The sequence below is a fragment of the Sphingomonas sp. SRI_018 genome (assembly GCF_057586275.1).
Genome location: NZ_JBYCZO010000001.1, coordinates 899,584 through 915,013 on the forward strand (window position 1 = coordinate 899,584; position 15,430 = coordinate 915,013).

The window sequence follows — 15,430 nt, forward strand, 5'->3', positions numbered from 1 at the left end:
TGCTCGCGAAAGGCAGCGCGGCCGGTGAGTCGCCGGCATCACCCATTGCCAGGACCGCGCATGGATCAGATCTTCACCGCCCAGGCCAATGCCATCCGCGCCCTTTCGATGGATGCGGTCGAGGCGGCCAACTCCGGCCATCCCGGTATGCCGATGGGCATGGCCGACGTCGCGACGGTGCTGTTCACCCGCTATCTCAAGTTCGATCCCGCCGATCCCAAATGGCCGGACCGCGACCGTTTCGTGCTGTCGGCGGGGCATGGATCGATGCTGATCTATTCGCTGCTGTACCTGACCGGCTACGCGCGTCCTACCATCGAGGATATCCGCAATTTCCGGCAGCTCGGCAGCCCTTGCGCCGGGCATCCGGAGAATTTCGAGCTGCCGGGCATCGAATGCACCACCGGTCCGCTCGGGCAGGGGCTGGCGATGGCGGTCGGCATGGCGGTTGCCGAGCGGCACCTCAACGCGGGGTTCGGCGACGATCTGGTCGACCATCGCACATGGGTGATCGCTGGCGACGGATGCCTGATGGAGGGCGTCAACCATGAGGCGATCGGGCTTGCCGGGCATCTGAAGCTCGGCCGGCTGATCGTGCTGTGGGACGACAACAAGATCACCATCGACGGCCCGACCTCGCTGTCGACCGACGAGGATATCCCGGCACGCTATGCCGCGACCGGCTGGCATACGGTCGAGTGCGACGGACATGATCCGGCGAGCATCGCCGCCGCCTTCGACGCCGCACTCGCCGACCCGCGGCCGTCGCTGGTCCGCTGTCGCACGATCATCGGCAAGGGCGCGCCCAACAAGCAGGGCACGTCCAAGACCCACGGCTCGCCGCTCGGGAAGGACGAGGTCGCAGCGGCGCGGGTCGAGCTCGGCTGGACCTCGGCGCCGTTCGAGGTGCCGGAGGAGGTGCGCGAAGCCTGGCTCGCTGCCGGCAGGCGTGGTACCGAGCCTCATGCCGAATGGGAGAAACGACTCGCAAGCTCCGACAAACGTAAGGAATTCGAGCGCCGGATTGCGGGCGACCTGCCGGCCGACACCGGCATTCCTGCCCATATCGCCAAGCTGTTCGCCGAGCCGCAGAAAGTGGCGACGCGCAAGGCCTCCGAGCTGGCACTGGACGCGCTCACCGTGGCGGTGCCCGAGCTGGTCGGCGGCTCGGCCGACCTTACGGGCTCGAACAACACCAAGACCGCCGCCACCGGTCCGCTGACCCGCGACGACTATGCCGGCCGCTATGTCTATTACGGCATCCGCGAGTTCGGCATGGGCGCGGCGATGAACGGCATGGCGCTGCACGGGGGCGTGATCCCCTATGGCGGCACCTTCCTGGTCTTCTCCGACTATGCCCGGCCGGCGATCCGCCTGTCGGCGCTCCAGCGGGCGCGGGTCGTCTATGTGATGACGCACGATTCGATCGGCCTCGGCGAGGACGGGCCGACGCACCAGCCGATCGAGCATCTCATGTCGCTGCGCACGATCCCGAACCTGGAGGTCTGGCGCCCTTGCGACGTGGTCGAGACTGCCGAGGCCTGGGCGGCGAGCCTGGAGAACGAGGGCGGTCCGTCGCTGCTCGCGCTCACCCGGCAGAACCTGCCGCAGCTTCGCCACGACGGCGAGATGCTGGCGGCGAAGGGAGCCTATCGACTCAAGGCGGCCGAGGCGGAGCGCAAGGTGGTGCTGATCGCCACCGGCTCGGAGGTCGAGATCGCGGTCGCGGTCGCCGCCAGGCTTGAAGAGGCGGGCTTGGGTGCCGATGTGGTGTCCATGCCCTGCTGGTCGCGCTTCGACGCGCAATCGCCCGACTATCGTGCCGACATCCTGCCCCAAGGCCCGCTCCGCGTGTCGATCGAGGCTGGAACGACGATGGGATGGGAACGCTATACCGGCCTCAATGGGCTGCGTTTCGGCATCGACCGCTTCGGTGCCTCGGCGCCGGCGGAGGCGCTCTATGATTATTTCGGACTGACGGCGGACAAGATCGCGCCCCAGGTCCTCGCCAAAGTGAAGGAGTGGACGGCATGACGGTGAAGGTTGCGATCAATGGTTTCGGACGCATCGGCCGCCTCGTCGCGCGCGCGATGCTGGAGCGCGGCGACACGGGGCTCGAGCTGGTCTCGATCAACGACCTCGCCGACGCCAAGTCGAACGCCTGGCTGTTCAGCCGCGATTCGGTCCACGGCAAGTATCCGGGCGAGGTCGCGGCCGACGGCAACGACCTGATCATCGACGGCAAGCGCATCCACGTCACCGCCGAGCGCGATCCCGCCAACTTGCCGCACAAGGCCAATGGCGTCGACCTGGTGCTGGAGTGCACCGGCTTCTTCACCGACCGCGAGAGCGCTAAGAAGCACATCGACGCGGGCGCCAAGAAGGTGCTGATCTCGGCCCCGGCCAAGGGCGCGGACCTGACCGTCGTCTATGGTGTCAACCACGACAAGCTGACCGCCGAGCACACGATCGTCTCCAACGCGTCGTGCACCACCAACTGCCTGGCGCCGGTCGCCAAGGTGATGAACGATTCGATCGGCATCGAGCGCGGCCTGATGACCACGGTCCATGCCTATACCAACGACCAGAAGATCCTCGACCAGATCCACAAGGACCTGCGCCGCGCCCGCGCCGCCGCCATGTCGATCATCCCCACCACCACCGGCGCCGCCCGCGCGGTGGGCGAGGTGCTGCCGGAGCTGAAGGGCAAGCTCGACGGCTCGTCGGTGCGCGTGCCGGTGCCGGACGGCAGCCTGATCGATCTCACCTTCACCCCCAAGCGCGACACGACGAAGGAAGAGGTCAACGCGATCCTCAAGGCCGCATCGGAGAGCGGGCCGCTCAAGGGCGTGCTGGTCTATTCGGAGGACCCGCTGGTCTCGGTCGACATCGTCCATACGCCGGCCTCGTCGACCGTCGACAGCCTGGAGACGGCGGTGATCGAGGGCAAGCTCGTCCGTGTCGTCAGCTGGTACGACAATGAGTGGGGCTTCTCGAACCGCATGGTCGACACCGCGGGCGCGATGGCGAAGCTGATGTGATGACCGGCGTGCTCGCCGGCATCGCCCGCCACGCGGCCCCCAAGGCGCCGATGGAGACGCTCGATCGCACCGAGGTGTCGGTCGAGGGCGGCATTGCCGGCGACTTCCGCGGCGGGAGGAAGGGCGGTCCGTACAAGCGCCAGGTGACGCTGATCGAACGCGGCGACTGGCAGGCGGCGATCGCCGAGGTCGGCGCGAGCGTTCCGTGGCAGGAACGGCGCGCCAACCTGCTGGTTGACGGTCTCGACCTGCCGCAGGCCGGCGGCACGCGGCTGCGCATCGGCGCCGACGTGGTGCTCGAGGTCACCGCCGAGACCGAGCCGTGCGAGCGGATGAACGCGCTCGCGCCCGGACTTCGCGAGGCGCTGACGCCCGGCTGGCGCGGCGGCGTCTGTGCCTTTGTCGTTGCCGGCGGCGCGATTGCCGTCGGTGACCCGATCAGGATCGAACCATGACCCGACCCTTCAAGACCCTCGACGATCTCAGCGATGTTTCGGGCAAGCGCGTGCTGGTGCGCGAGGATTTGAACGTGCCGATGGACGGCGGCACGGTGACCGACGACACGCGGCTGCGCGCCACCATCCCGACCGTCACCGAGCTCGCCGACAAGGGCGCGATCGTGATCGTGCTCGCGCACTTCGGCCGGCCCAAGGGGCAGCGCAATCCCGAAATGTCGCTGGCGCTGGTCACCAAGCCCTATGAGCAGGTGCTCGGCCGTCCGGTCCGTTTCATCGACGACCAGGACGCGACCGAGGCGATCGCGACGATGCAGCCCGGCGACATCGGCGTGCTCGAGAACACCCGTTTCGATCCCGGCGAGGAGAAGAACGCGCCCGAGACGATCGACCGGCTCGCCGCGCTCGGCGACATCTACGTCAACGACGCCTTCTCCGCCGCCCACCGCGCCCATGCCTCGACCGAAGGGCTGGCGCACAAGCTGCCCGCCTATGCCGGCCGCCAGATGGAGGCCGAGCTCGACGCGCTCGACAAGGCGCTCGGCAATCCCGAGCATCCGGTCGCGGCGGTGGTCGGTGGGGCGAAGGTGTCGACCAAGCTCGACGTGCTGAAGCATCTGGTGGCGAAGGTCGACCATCTCATCATCGGCGGCGGCATGGCGAACACCTTCCTCGCCGCGCGCGGCGTCGACGTCGGCAAGTCGCTGGCCGAGCACGACCTCACCGGCACCGCCGAGGAGATCATGGAGGCGGCCGACCGCGCCGGCTGCACCGTGCACCTGCCCTATGACGTGGTGGTGGCGAAGGAGTTCAAGCCCAACCCGCCGACCCGCACCGTCAACGTCCACGAGGTCGCCGCCGACGAGATGATCCTCGACGTCGGCCCCGCCGCGACCGAGGCGTTGGCCGACGTGCTCAAGACCTGCCGCACCTTGGTGTGGAACGGCCCCCTCGGCGCGTTCGAGACGCCGCCGTTCGACACGGCGACCGTCACCCTGGCCAAGACCGCGGCGGCGCTCACCAAGGAAGGCTCGCTGGTCTCGGTCGCGGGCGGCGGCGATACCGTGGCCGCGCTCAACCAGGCCGGCGTCGCCGACCAGTTCAGCTTCGTCTCGACCGCCGGCGGCGCGTTCCTCGAGTGGATGGAAGGGAAAGAGCTGCCCGGTGTGGCGGCGCTGGCGCGATGATCACGGTCCAGGCCATCGACCACGTCGTGTTCCGCGTGGTCGACCTGGAGAGGGTGGCGGCCTTCTACATCGACGTGCTCGGCGCGCGCTGGGAGAAGAAGCAGGAGGCGGTCGGCCTCTATCAGCTGCGCGTCGGCACCGCGCTGATCGATCTGGTTCCGATCGACGGCAAGCTCGGCAGCCAGGGCGGCGCGGCTCCCGGCAGGGAGAGGCGCAACGTCGACCATGTCTGCTTCCGCGTGCTGCCGTGGGATGGAGAGGCGATCCTGGCGGAGCTCGCCGGGCATGGCATCAAGGCGGAGATCGTGTCGCGCTACGGCGCGGAAGGCGAGGGGCCGTCGATCTACCTCACCGACCCGGAAGGCAACAATCTCGAGCTCAAGGGACCGCCCTGGGCGCCGGTGCCGCGCTGAACCGTCAGCTCGCCGGCACCGGCTCCTTGAGCAGCGGCACCAGGATCGCGTTGAGCGCATCCAGGTCGAACGCCCCGGCCTTGGCATAGCGCACGCGGCCGTCGCGGCCGATCACGAAGTTGGTCGGCACGCCGCCGAGCGAGCCGTAGGGGCCCTTGATGCCGCGCGCCGAAGGGATCGTCATCTTCGCGAACAAAGGCTTGAGCTTGTAGAGCGGCACCGATCCTTCGGTGGTGATCGCGAACACCTTGAGGCCGTGCGAGCGCTGGATGTCGTAATAGCGGTCGAGCAGCGGCAGCTCCTCTCGGCACGGCACGCACCAGGTCGCCCAGAAATTGAGCACGATGACGTTGCCGCGCAGCTCGTCGAGCGTCACCTTGCTGCCGTCGATCAGCTTGAGCTCGAAGTTCGGTGCGAGCATCCCGACCTTCGGCTGCGATGGCACGCGTTCCGGCGATGCCGCCGTGGCGAACAGGATGGCAGGCAGCGCTAGCCCGAGCATCGACAATGTCTTCATTGAGGCCCCCCTCGGCCGCCGATTGTGAGCGGGGGTCGGGCGGCCGTCAAGCGTCGGCGCGGCGGTCGAACGTCAGGAACAGCGCCAGCAGCACGGCGCCGATCCCGGCACCGATCAGCGCCGACAGGCCCCAGCCTCCGCGCTCGTAACTCGCGGAGCCGATCAGCGAGCCCATCGCGCCGATCAGGAACATCACCGTCATGTAGGCGGCATTGATCCGTCCGCGCGCCTCGGGCGCGAGGCCGAAGATGATGCGCTGGCCGGTGATCTGGTTGAGCTGCACCGCCGCGTCGATCAGCACTGCCGTCACCGCGAAGGCGATGACGCTGCCCGCCGCCACGACCAGGTCCGCGACGAGGAAGGAGAGGGTGAGCAGCAGCAGCGCCGCGAAGGTGGTCGCTTTGAGCTTGCCCTGGTCGGCGAGGTGTCCGGCGATCGGGGCCGCCAGCGCGCCGCCGGCGCCGGCGAGGGCGAACAATGCCACCTCGGCGTGGCTCGCGCCGAACTCCCGGTAGAGGGTGAGTGGCGCGGCGGTCCAGAACAGGTTGAAGGCCAGGAACAGCAGCGACTGATAGGCGGTGCGCAGCCTCAGCTGGCGATAGCGGCCGAAGGTCCCGAAGCTCGAAGCCAGGATCGCGCCATAGCTCATCCGCACCGCCGGCCGGCGCTGCGGCAGCTTCGCCGCCAGCACCGCGCCGATCGCCGCCATCGCGATCGCCGAGACGACGAACACCGCGCGCCAGCCCGCGACCGCGGCGATGAAGCCCGCCACCGGCCGCGCCAGCATGATGCCGGTCAAGAGGCCGCTCATCACCATGCCGATCGTGCGCCCCTGCCGCTCATGGCTGCTGAGGTGCGCGGCGAACGGGATCAGCACCTGTACGCCGACCGAGCAGGTGCCGACGATCAGCGATGCCAGCAGGAACAGCCCGGCATTCCCCGCAGCGGCCACGCCGATGCTCCCCAGTACGGCACCGATGGTGGCGACGATCACCAGCCGCTTGTTCTCGACGATGTCCGACAGCGGCACGATCAGCGCCAGCCCGAGCCCGTAGCCGAGCTGCGTCAGCGTGACGATGCCGCCGGCGACGGCCGGCGACAGGCCGACATCGGGCGCGATCATCTCGATCAGCGTCTGGGCATAGTAGAGATTGGCGACCATCACGCCGCAGCCGACTGCCATCAGCAGGGTGAGGGCGGGCGAGAGCTGATGCTGTTGCGGCGTGTGCATCCGCCGCAGATGCGCTGCGTCGCAGCAAAATCAAGCTGAAGCTTGCCGGTAGCGCGGAATTTCCGGTTTCGGCGCGTTGCGGACGGGCGAGGCGCTGACTATCAGCCGCGGCAAGGAACATAGAAGGGGAGACAATGATGACGCCGACCGTAAAGGCCATTCTTGCCAATTACGAATCCGACAACCCGGGCGTGAAGGCCAATCTGGCCCGCATCCTGATGCAGGGGCGCCTCGGCGGCACCGGCAAGCTCATCATCCTGCCGGTCGACCAGGGCTTCGAGCATGGGCCGGCGCGCAGCTTCGCGGTCAACGAGCCGGCCTATGACCCGCATTACCATTACCAGCTCGCGATCGACGCGGGCCTCTCCGCCTATGCCGCCCCGCTCGGGATGCTGGAGGCGGGCGCCGACACCTTCGCCGGGCAGATCCCGACGATCCTCAAGGTCAATTCGTCGAATTCATGGGCTACCGGTATCAACCAGGCGGTGACCGGCGGCGTCGACGATGCGCTGCGGCTCGGCTGCTCGGCGATCGGCTTCACCATCTATCCGGGCGCCGACGAGGTGTTCGATATGATGGAGGAGATCAAGGAACTGTCCGCCGAGGCCAAGTCGGTCGGCATCGCGACGGTGATCTGGTCCTATCCGCGCGGCGGCAAGCTCACCAAGGACGGCGAGCTGGCGCTCGACGTCGGCGCCTATGCCGCACACATGGCGGCGCTGCTCGGCGCACACATCATCAAGGTCAAGCTGCCGAGCGCGCACATCGAGCAGAAGGATGCGCAGAAGGTTTACGAGGGCACCGACTGGTCGAAGCAGTCGGACCGCGTGAAGCATGTCGTGAAGGCCTGCTTCAACGGCCGTCGCATCGTGGTGTTCTCGGGCGGCGCCGCCAAGGGCGAGGACGCGGTCTACCAGGACGCGCGCGACATCCGCGACGGCGGCGGCAACGGCTCGATCATCGGCCGCAACACCTTCCAGCGCGAGCGCGGCGACGCGTTGGCGATGCTCGACAAGCTGGTGCGCATCTACAAGGACGAGGAGTGACCGCGGCATGACCGAAGACCGCTGGCGCGACGTCGACGACTATATCTCCGGGCAACTGCTCGGCCCCGATCCTGTCCTCGACGGTGCGCTGGCGGCGAACCAGGCGGGCGCGCTGCCGGCGATCGACGTCGCGCCGGTGCAGGGCAAGTTCCTCCACCTGCTCGCGCGGATGGCCGGGGCGAAACACATCCTCGAGGTCGGCACGCTCGGCGGTTATTCCACGATCTGGCTCGCCCGGGCGCTGCCGGAGGGCGGGCGGCTGACCACGCTGGAGGTCGATGCGCATCACGCCGACGTCGCCCGCGCGAACATCGCTACTGCGGGGCTGACGGACAAGGTCGAGGTGATCGTCGGCCCGGCGCTCGACAGCCTGAAGGGGCTTACCGGCCCGTTCGACTTCGTCTTCATCGACGCCGACAAGCAGAACAACGCCGCCTATGTGCGGGCGGCGATCGACCTGTCGCGGCCGGGTACGACGATCGTGGTCGACAATGTCGTGCGCGAGGGTGGCCTGCTCGATGCGGACAGCCGTGACGAAAGGATCGTCGGCACGCGCAGATTATTTGAGACGGTCGCGGCCGAGCCGCGCCTTTCCGCGACTGCGATCCAAACCGTGGGCGTGAAGAAGTGGGACGGCTTTCTGATCGCGGTGGTCGACTAAACACCTCCGTCACCCCGGCGAAGGCCGGGGTCCACCGGAAGGCAAGCACAGAGCAAGCGGACCAAAGGACAGTATTGGAGGCTTGGTGGACCCCGGCCTTCGCCGGGGTGACGGATAGGGCAGGTTAGTGCAAAGCCCGCCGCACCATCGCCTTCAGCGTCTGCGCGTCGTGGATGGCGTCGGCGTGGGCGTCGTTGTTGAAATAGGCCCAGACGCTGCGGCCCTCCCGTGTCTGAGCGATCATCCAGTCGGTCCAGCCGAGCAGCGCTTCGTCGGAGTAGCGGCCCCAATATTTGCCGCCGCTGCCGTGGAAGCGGACATAGGCGATCGGTCCGACCGCCCAGCGCGGCGTCGCAAGGTCGGGCATGTCGTGCGCGCAGAAGGAGGCGCCGTAGCAGCCCAGCAGCGCCAGCGTCTCGTCGGTGAGCCAGCTCTTGTCGCGGAACTCGAACGCGTGGGTGAGGTCGTGCGGGAGCAGTTTCAGGAAATCCTCCAGCCGTTCGAGGTTGATCCGCAAGCGCGGCGGGAGCTGGTAGAGGATCGCGCCCAGCCGGTCGCCGAGTTTGCGCGTCGGTGCGATCATCCGCGCGAGCGGTTCGGCGCAGTCCTTCAGCCGCTTGGCCTGGGTGATGTAGCGGTTGGCCTTCACCGCATAGCGGAAGTCCCTCGGCGCCTGGTCCTTCCATTTGGCGAAGGTTTCGGCCGTGGGCAGGCGGTAGAAGCTGTTGTTGATCTCGACCGTGTCGAAATGTTCGGCATAGAAGCCGAACCAGCGGTTGACGGCGAGCGTCTCGGGATAGAAGGCGCCCCGCCAGTGCCGGTACATCCAGCCGGAGCAGCCGACACGGATTTCGGAGCGCGACATGCAGTCCCTTGGCGAAGACGACGACGGTTTCGACAACGCACTCGACCCGGATTTCGCCGCGCGCTTCGAGCGCGACGACAAGAAACCGCCGTGCCAGCTCTACCTGATCTCGCCGCTCGACGTGGCGGGCGCTTTTCCCGACCGCCTCGCCCGCGCGCTTGAGGCGGGACCGGTCGCCGCCTTCCAGTTCCGCGTGAAGGGCGTCGACCAGCATGAGGCTGCGCGGCTCGCCGAGCCGCTCCAGTGCATCTGCGCGGACCATGACGTCGCCTTCATCGTCAACGACAGCATCAGCCTCGCCAAGCGCCTCGGCGCCGATGGGGTGCATCTAGGGCAGGAGGACGGCGACCCGCGCGAGGCACGCCAGATCCTCGGGCCGTCGGCGCAGATCGGCGTGACCTGCCACGACAGCCGCCATCTCGCCATGGAAGCGGGAGAGGCCGGGGCGGATTATGTCGCATTCGGCGCCTTCTACCCGACCGCGACCAAGGAGACGCGGCACCGGCCCGATCCGTCGATCCTGTCCTGGTGGTCGACCCTGTTCGAAATCCCCTGCGTCGCGATCGGCGGGATCACGCCGGCTAATGCCGTGCCGCTGATCGCGGCCGGCGCCGATTTCCTCGCGGTCTCGCACGCGGTGTGGGGCGGTGATGAAGTCGCGGCGATACGAGCTTTTGCCGAGATACTTGGTTCGACCTGACGCAACGTCGATTGGTTTCGCGCGTTCAACGATTCCCTATTTAGGAGTGGAGTCAATTGGATGCGGGCGTTTGCGGTGATCCTTGCGCTATTGTGCGCCACGCCCGCCGCCGCCCAGACGCCATCGCTCGACCGCAGCATCCTCCATGTCCAGGTGATCCTCGACCACCTCGGTTTCTCGCCGGGTATCGTCGACGGGCGGGACGGGCAGTCGCTCAAGGCGGCATTGCGTGGCTTCCAGCAATCGCGCGGGCTCAAGGTCAGCGGCAGGATCGATCGACCGACCCTCCGGGCGCTCTATCCCCATCGAGCGATCCGGCCGGAGACGCGTATCTCACTCACCGCCGAGATGCTCGCCGGGCCCTTCATCAACCCGACGCCCAAGGATTACGGAGAGCAGGCGAAGATGCCCTCGCTCGCCTATCGCTCGCCGATGGAGAAGCTGGCGGAGATGTTCCACACCTCGCCCGCGGTGCTGCTCGAGCTCAATAGCCCGGAGACGATGCTGCGGCCGGGGACGCCGATCGTCGTGCCGAACGTGCTGCCGACGTCCCGCGACTATCCCGCCGACCTCAAGCCCGAGTGGCGGCGCACGCTCGGCGACCTCAACGTCGACGCGCGTCAGCCGAGCGCGGCGAGGATCGTCGTCGACAAGTCGGAGGGCGTGCTCAAGGTGTTCGGCAGCGGCGACCGCCTCGTCGCCCAGTTCAGCGCCACCATGGGATCGGAGCATGATCCGCTGCCGATCGGCCGGTGGAAGATCAACGGCGCCGACACCAATCCCCGATTTCACTATAATCCCAAACTGTTCTGGGACGCGAAGAAGGGTGATGACGCCGAGATGCTGCCGCCGGGGCCGAACGGGCCGGTGGGGGTAGTGTGGCTCGACCTGTCGAAGCCGCATTACGGCATCCACGGCACGCCCGAGCCGCAGAACATCGGCCGCACCGAAAGCCATGGCTGCATCCGCCTGACCAACTGGGATGCCGCACGGCTGGCGCTGATGGTGAAGCCGGGCACGCCGGTGGAGTTCCGGCCATGACCGCGACGCCGCTCTCGAATCGGGACCGGCTGGGGACTCGACGCAAGGCGGCGGCACGCCTCATCCTGGCGTTCGTGCTGATGCTGGGACTCGCGCTGGCGCTGATGGTGAACTTCACCGACGGGACGATCGCGCCCGCGCCGCCGGCACCGGTTCGGTCGGAGGACTCGCCGGCGCTCGTCGTGCCGGTCGTCGGCGTCTCTATGGCGCAGATCACCGACACCTGGGGTCAGTCGCGCGACAGCGGCGCTCGGCCGCATCAGGGAACGGACATCATCGCCCCTGCCGGGACGCCGGTGCTCGCCGCGGCTGCAGGGACGGTCGAGAAGCTGTTCGACAGCAGGGCGGGCGGCCATACCCTCTACATCCGCTCGGCGGACGGACGCTGGAGCTATTACTACGCTCATCTCGCCGGCTACGCGCCCGGCATTGCCGAAGGGAAGCAGGTGCGCGCAGGCGAGCCGATCGCCTTCGTCGGCGACACCGGCAACGCGGGGGCCGGCAACTACCACCTCCATTTCGGCATCTCGCGGATGAACCCCGAGGACGGCTGGTGGCAGGGCGAGCCGGTCAATCCCTATCCGCTGCTTGTCGGAAACCGGCCGGGACGCTAAGGGGCGCCTCCACGGGCGCTTGCGGGCGCCCCTCGCTCTTTCCAGCAGGTAGATCCCCATGAAGATCAGCGGCGTGGACATCCGTCCCGGCAACATCATCGAATATGAAGGCGGCATCTGGCGCGCCGTGAAGATCCAGCACACCCAGCCCGGCAAGGGCGGCGCCTATATGCAGGTCGAGCTCAAGAACCTGCGCGACGGCCGCAAGAACAACGTCCGCTTCCGCTCGGCCGAGACGGTGGAGCGCGTGCGGCTGGACACCAAGGACTTCCAGTTCCTGTTCGCAGACGGCGAGCAGCTGGTGTTCATGGACAAGGACACCTACGACCAGATCACCCTGCCCAAGGACCTGCTCGGCGATGCCGCCGCCTTCCTGCAGGACGGCATGGACGTGGTGATGGAGCTCTACGACGAGGAGCCGATCAACGTCCAGCTTCCCGACACGATCGAGGCGACGATCGTCGAGGCTGACGCGGTGGTGAAGGGCCAGACCGCCTCGTCCAGCTACAAGCCGGCGCTGCTCGACAACGGCGTCCGGGTGATGGTGCCGCCGCATATCACCTCGGGCACGCGTATCGTCGTCGACGTGTACGAGCAGACCTACGTCCGCCGGGCGGACTAAAAGCCCTCTCCCTTCGGGAGAAGGTTGGGTGAGGGCGACGGGACGGTCCGCACTCACCCTCACCCTCCCAAAGCTGACGCTTTGGGCCCCTCCCTCTCCCGGTGGGAGAGGGGTTTTGGAGCATCGTTTTGGTTAGTCACTCCGGCCTCATCACGATCATGGAGCGCGCGGTCCGCAAGGCGGCGCCGCGGCTTCGCCGTGACTTCAACGAGGTCCAGCACCTCCAGGTGAGCCGCAAGGGGCCCGCCGACTTCGTCAGCATGGCCGACAAGCGCGCCGAGGAGACGATCCTCGAGGAGCTCCACAAGGCGCGGCCCGACTGGGGCATCCTCGCGGAGGAGGGCGGCTCGATCGAGGGCGATCCCGACAAGCCGCGCTGGATCGTCGACCCGCTCGACGGCACCTCGAACTTCCTCCACGGCATCCCGCATTTCGCGATCTCCATCGCGGTCGAGGATCCACGGGGGGCGGGCGGCAAGCCCGAGATAACCCACGGCATGGTCTATCAGCCGCTCACCGACGAGGGCTTCTGGGCCGAGAAGGGGCGCGGCGCCTGGCTGCAGGGCCAGCGGCTGCGCGTGTCGGCGCGGCGGGATATGTCCGAGGCGCTGATCGCGACCGGCATTCCTTTCCTGGGGCATGGCGACTTCGCCGAATGGAGCCGCATCTTCGGCGCGATCGCGCCCGAGGTGGCCGGCATCCGGCGTTTCGGCTCGGCGGCGCTCGACCTCGCCTGGGTGGCGGCGGGGCGTTACGACGGCTTCTGGGAAAGCGGACTGCAGCCGTGGGACATCGCGGCCGGCGTGATCCTGATCAAGGAAGCGGGCGGCTTCATCACCGACTTCCGCGGCCAGGACCGCGTGCTCGAGCGCGGCCAGGTGCTCGCCGGGAATGACGTGCTCCATTCGCGGCTCCATAAGCTGCTCGGCGGCGCGCTGCGCTAAACTCCCTCTCCCGTTGGGAGAGGGAAGGGGCCCGCTGCCGAAGGCAGTGGGAAGGGTGAGGGTGACCTCACCTGGCGCAGTCACCCTCACCCTTCCGCCGCTTCGCGGCTCCCTCCCTCTCCCAACGGGGAGAGGGAACAAAGCGATCTAATTGCGAGTCATTCTCACGCCTCAAACCCTTGCCCGGCTAGGGGTCAGGGTCTAGGAGCCCCCCATTCCATTTCGCACCTGCGAGCAACGCCCTTGGTCGACCTGTCGCAATATCTTCCGATCCTCCTGTTCCTGGGAGTGGCGATCCTGCTGTCCGGCGCCTTTGTGGTCCTGCCGATGCTGGTCGCCCGACTGACCGGCACGCACCAGCCGACGCCGGAGAAGCTCAGCGAATATGAATGCGGCTTCCCCGCCTTCGAGGATTCGCGCAGCCAGTTCGACGTGCGCTTCTATCTGGTCGCGATCCTGTTCATCGTCTTCGATCTCGAGGCGGCGTTCCTCTATCCCTGGGCGGTCACCGTGTTCGACCTGGGCTGGGTCGCCTGGGGGTCGATGATGGTCTTCATCGCCGAGCTCGCGCTCGGTCTCATCTATGCCTGGAAGAAGGGAGCGCTCGAATGGGAGTGATCCTGTCGCCGTCGGAGAATGCGTTCCCGACCGAGAAGGTCGCGCCGGATCAGGCGTTCTTCGACGACATCAACACCGAGCTCACCGACAAGGGTTTCCTGGTCACCTCGACCGAGGAGCTGTTCCAGTGGGCGCGCACCGGTTCGCTGTGGTGGATGACCTTCGGCCTTGCCTGCTGCGCGGTCGAGATGATCCACGTCAACATGCCCCGCTACGACATGGAGCGCTTCGGCGCGGCGCCGCGCGCGAGCCCGCGTCAGTCGGACGTGATGATCGTCGCCGGCACGCTCTGCAACAAGATGGCGCCGGCGCTGCGCAAGGTCTACGACCAGATGTCGGAGCCCAAGTACGTCATCTCGATGGGGTCGTGCGCCAATGGCGGCGGCTATTACCACTATAGCTACAGCGTCGTGCGCGGCTGCGATCGCATCGTGCCGGTTGACATCTACGTCCCCGGCTGCCCGCCGACCGCCGAGGCGTTGCTCTACGGCGTGATGCAGCTCCAGCGGAAGATCCGCCGCATCGGGAGCCTGGAGCGGTGAGGGCCCCGGCACCCCGTTACCTGACCAACGACGGCGTGATCGAGGCGGCGACCGCCGCGCTCGGCGACAAGCTGCTGCACGCGCAGGACCAGGTCGGCGAGGTCGCGCTCTATGTCGATCGCGAGGCGCTGGTGCCGGCGATGACCGCGCTGCGCGACACGCCCGGCCTCGAGTACCAGCAGTGCATGGAGATCGCCGGCGTCGACTATCCGAGCCGTCCGGAGCGGTTCGAGGTGGTCTACTGCCTGCTGAGCCTCACCCGCAACCACCGCATCCAGGTCCGCGTCACCACCGACGAGGTGAAGCCGGTGCCGTCGGTCACTTCGCTGTGGCCCAACGCCGGCTGGCTCGAGCGCGAGGTGTACGACATGTACGGCGTGCTGTTCTCGGGCAATCCGGACCTCAGGCGCATCCTCACCGACTATGGCTTCCGCGGCCATCCACAGCGCAAGGATTTTCCGCTGAGCGGTTATGTCGAGCTGCGCTACTCGGAAGAGGCGAAGCGCGTCGTCTACCAGCCGGTCAGCCTGGCGCAGGACTTCCGCAACTTCGACTTCATGAGCCCGTGGGAAGGTGCGGCCTATGTGCTGCCGGGTGACGAGAAGGCGACCGGCCCCGGCCCCGGCGACACGCCGCAGGGCAAGCCCGCGCCGACTCCGCCGCCGCCTCCCGCGCCGCCCGCGCCCGCGGTGCCGCAGGAGAAGGGTGCGCCCTCGCCGGTGACCGCCGACGAGATTCAGAAGGCCGGCGCGAAGGCCTCCAAGCCCGCCACGCCCAAGGCGAAGCGCGCCAAGACCAAGGACAGCACCGCCGACACCGGCGCCGGCAAGCCCGAGGCCGATGCCAAGCCGAAGCCTCGCAAGCGCGCCGTCGTGCCGACCAAGGGCAAGGGGCAGAACCAGTGAGCGTAGCCCATGGCTGATACCGTCGATC

Annotated in this window: 18 protein-coding genes; 15 read left to right on the plus strand and 3 right to left on the minus strand. The window is 67.7% G+C overall.

The genetic code is table 11. The features are described from left to right. Positions 1 to 60: 60 nt before the first annotated feature. The 5 genes from tkt to AC2YHA_RS04185 are packed head-to-tail and all read left to right on the plus strand — an operon-like array spanning position 61 to position 5,096. A complete protein-coding gene (tkt, locus tag AC2YHA_RS04165) occupies positions 61 to 2,034 on the plus strand; it encodes a transketolase (RefSeq protein WP_487400481.1) in 1,974 nt (657 codons plus the stop codon). After that, positions 2,031 to 3,041 carry a type I glyceraldehyde-3-phosphate dehydrogenase gene (gap, locus tag AC2YHA_RS04170; RefSeq protein WP_487400482.1) on the plus strand — a complete coding sequence of 337 codons (1,011 nt, stop codon included), beginning with the start codon at positions 2,031 to 2,033 and terminating at the stop codon, positions 3,039 to 3,041. The genes tkt and gap overlap by 4 nt, the downstream gene beginning before the upstream one ends. Beyond that, entirely contained in the window at positions 3,041 to 3,496 is a 456-nt protein-coding gene (locus AC2YHA_RS04175; RefSeq protein WP_487400483.1) for an MOSC domain-containing protein, read from the plus strand. The genes gap and AC2YHA_RS04175 overlap by 1 nt, the downstream gene beginning before the upstream one ends. Further along, positions 3,493 to 4,683, plus strand: coding sequence for a phosphoglycerate kinase (locus tag AC2YHA_RS04180; protein WP_487400484.1), 1,191 nt, complete (start codon positions 3,493 to 3,495; stop codon positions 4,681 to 4,683). Before AC2YHA_RS04175 ends, AC2YHA_RS04180 begins: the two co-directional genes overlap by 4 nt. Then, a complete protein-coding gene (locus AC2YHA_RS04185) occupies positions 4,680 to 5,096 on the plus strand; it encodes a VOC family protein (RefSeq protein WP_487400485.1) in 417 nt (138 codons plus the stop codon). The genes AC2YHA_RS04180 and AC2YHA_RS04185 overlap by 4 nt, the downstream gene beginning before the upstream one ends. Before the next feature lie 4 nt (positions 5,097 to 5,100). Here the strand turns inward: AC2YHA_RS04185 and AC2YHA_RS04190 are convergent, their stop codons facing one another. Continuing rightward, the gene (locus AC2YHA_RS04190) at positions 5,101 to 5,517 is read right to left on the minus strand and encodes a TlpA family protein disulfide reductase (RefSeq protein WP_487401698.1); all 417 of its coding nucleotides are present in this window, start codon (positions 5,515 to 5,517) and stop codon (positions 5,101 to 5,103) included. Positions 5,518 to 5,659: 142 nt separating this feature from the next. Beyond that, entirely contained in the window at positions 5,660 to 6,844 is a 1,185-nt protein-coding gene (locus tag AC2YHA_RS04195) for an MFS transporter (protein WP_487400486.1), read from the minus strand. Between the two features lie 137 nt (positions 6,845 to 6,981). On the opposite strand from AC2YHA_RS04195, the gene AC2YHA_RS04200 reads away from it, so the two are divergent. Then, entirely contained in the window at positions 6,982 to 7,890 is a 909-nt protein-coding gene (locus AC2YHA_RS04200) for a class I fructose-bisphosphate aldolase (protein ID WP_487400487.1), read from the plus strand. A 7-nt stretch (positions 7,891 to 7,897) separates the two neighbouring features. After that, positions 7,898 to 8,551 (plus strand): O-methyltransferase, encoded by a 654-nt coding sequence (locus AC2YHA_RS04205; RefSeq protein ID WP_487400488.1) that lies wholly within the window; start codon positions 7,898 to 7,900, stop codon positions 8,549 to 8,551. A 124-nt stretch (positions 8,552 to 8,675) separates the two neighbouring features. On the opposite strand, the gene AC2YHA_RS04210 is transcribed toward AC2YHA_RS04205, so the two are convergent. Next, positions 8,676 to 9,416 (minus strand): DUF72 domain-containing protein, encoded by a 741-nt coding sequence (locus tag AC2YHA_RS04210; RefSeq protein WP_487400489.1) that lies wholly within the window; start codon positions 9,414 to 9,416, stop codon positions 8,676 to 8,678. On the opposite strand from AC2YHA_RS04210, the gene thiE reads away from it, so the two are divergent. The 8 genes from thiE to AC2YHA_RS04250 all read left to right on the plus strand — a co-directional run bounded on the left by thiE (position 9,415) and on the right by AC2YHA_RS04250 (position 15,402). Then, complete coding sequence (thiE, locus tag AC2YHA_RS04215) at positions 9,415 to 10,116, plus strand: thiamine phosphate synthase (protein WP_487400490.1); 702 nt, start codon at positions 9,415 to 9,417, stop codon at positions 10,114 to 10,116. The two genes, AC2YHA_RS04210 and thiE, sit on opposite strands and share 2 nt — an antisense overlap. Before the next feature lie 60 nt (positions 10,117 to 10,176). Continuing rightward, a complete protein-coding gene (locus AC2YHA_RS04220) occupies positions 10,177 to 11,157 on the plus strand; it encodes a L,D-transpeptidase family protein (RefSeq protein ID WP_487400491.1) in 981 nt (326 codons plus the stop codon). Next, positions 11,154 to 11,771 carry a M23 family metallopeptidase gene (locus AC2YHA_RS04225; protein ID WP_487400492.1) on the plus strand — a complete coding sequence of 206 codons (618 nt, stop codon included), beginning with the start codon at positions 11,154 to 11,156 and terminating at the stop codon, positions 11,769 to 11,771. The genes AC2YHA_RS04220 and AC2YHA_RS04225 overlap by 4 nt, the downstream gene beginning before the upstream one ends. Before the next feature lie 58 nt (positions 11,772 to 11,829). Next, the gene (gene efp / locus AC2YHA_RS04230) at positions 11,830 to 12,393 is read left to right on the plus strand and encodes an elongation factor P (protein ID WP_233782726.1); all 564 of its coding nucleotides are present in this window, start codon (positions 11,830 to 11,832) and stop codon (positions 12,391 to 12,393) included. Between the two features lie 128 nt (positions 12,394 to 12,521). Continuing rightward, entirely contained in the window at positions 12,522 to 13,337 is an 816-nt protein-coding gene (locus tag AC2YHA_RS04235) for an inositol monophosphatase family protein (RefSeq protein ID WP_487400493.1), read from the plus strand. Between the two features lie 243 nt (positions 13,338 to 13,580). Then, a complete protein-coding gene (locus AC2YHA_RS04240) occupies positions 13,581 to 13,955 on the plus strand; it encodes an NADH-quinone oxidoreductase subunit A (protein WP_487400494.1) in 375 nt (124 codons plus the stop codon). Then, on the plus strand, positions 13,946 to 14,497 hold the full coding sequence (locus AC2YHA_RS04245) for a NuoB/complex I 20 kDa subunit family protein (protein WP_487400495.1): 552 nt from the start codon (positions 13,946 to 13,948) through the stop codon (positions 14,495 to 14,497). Before AC2YHA_RS04240 ends, AC2YHA_RS04245 begins: the two co-directional genes overlap by 10 nt. Next, positions 14,494 to 15,402, plus strand: coding sequence for an NADH-quinone oxidoreductase subunit C (locus AC2YHA_RS04250; protein WP_487400496.1), 909 nt, complete (start codon positions 14,494 to 14,496; stop codon positions 15,400 to 15,402). Before AC2YHA_RS04245 ends, AC2YHA_RS04250 begins: the two co-directional genes overlap by 4 nt. Positions 15,403 to 15,430 lie beyond the last annotated feature (28 nt).

Excerpts from the sequence above, each read along its gene's own strand:
- efp (WP_233782726.1), top strand. The coding sequence starts at position 11,830 with ATGAAGATCAGCGGCGTGGACATCCGTCCCGGCAACATCATCGAATAT.
- AC2YHA_RS04180 (WP_487400484.1), top strand. The coding sequence starts at position 3,493 with ATGACCCGACCCTTCAAGACCCTCGACGATCTCAGCGATGTTTCGGGC.
- AC2YHA_RS04190 (WP_487401698.1), bottom strand. The coding sequence starts at position 5,517 with ATGCTCGCACCGAACTTCGAGCTCAAGCTGATCGACGGCAGCAAGGTG.
- AC2YHA_RS04210 (WP_487400489.1), bottom strand. The coding sequence starts at position 9,416 with ATGTCGCGCTCCGAAATCCGTGTCGGCTGCTCCGGCTGGATGTACCGG.
- AC2YHA_RS04245 (WP_487400495.1), top strand. The coding sequence starts at position 13,946 with ATGGGAGTGATCCTGTCGCCGTCGGAGAATGCGTTCCCGACCGAGAAG.
- tkt (WP_487400481.1), top strand. The coding sequence starts at position 61 with ATGGATCAGATCTTCACCGCCCAGGCCAATGCCATCCGCGCCCTTTCG.
- AC2YHA_RS04200 (WP_487400487.1), top strand. The coding sequence starts at position 6,982 with ATGACGCCGACCGTAAAGGCCATTCTTGCCAATTACGAATCCGACAAC.
- gap (WP_487400482.1), top strand. The coding sequence starts at position 2,031 with ATGACGGTGAAGGTTGCGATCAATGGTTTCGGACGCATCGGCCGCCTC.
- thiE (WP_487400490.1), top strand. The coding sequence starts at position 9,415 with ATGCAGTCCCTTGGCGAAGACGACGACGGTTTCGACAACGCACTCGAC.
- AC2YHA_RS04225 (WP_487400492.1), top strand. The coding sequence starts at position 11,154 with ATGACCGCGACGCCGCTCTCGAATCGGGACCGGCTGGGGACTCGACGC.
- AC2YHA_RS04220 (WP_487400491.1), top strand. The coding sequence starts at position 10,177 with ATGCGGGCGTTTGCGGTGATCCTTGCGCTATTGTGCGCCACGCCCGCC.
- AC2YHA_RS04195 (WP_487400486.1), bottom strand. The coding sequence starts at position 6,844 with ATGCACACGCCGCAACAGCATCAGCTCTCGCCCGCCCTCACCCTGCTG.
- AC2YHA_RS04175 (WP_487400483.1), top strand. The coding sequence starts at position 3,041 with ATGACCGGCGTGCTCGCCGGCATCGCCCGCCACGCGGCCCCCAAGGCG.
- AC2YHA_RS04185 (WP_487400485.1), top strand. The coding sequence starts at position 4,680 with ATGATCACGGTCCAGGCCATCGACCACGTCGTGTTCCGCGTGGTCGAC.
- AC2YHA_RS04205 (WP_487400488.1), top strand. The coding sequence starts at position 7,898 with ATGACCGAAGACCGCTGGCGCGACGTCGACGACTATATCTCCGGGCAA.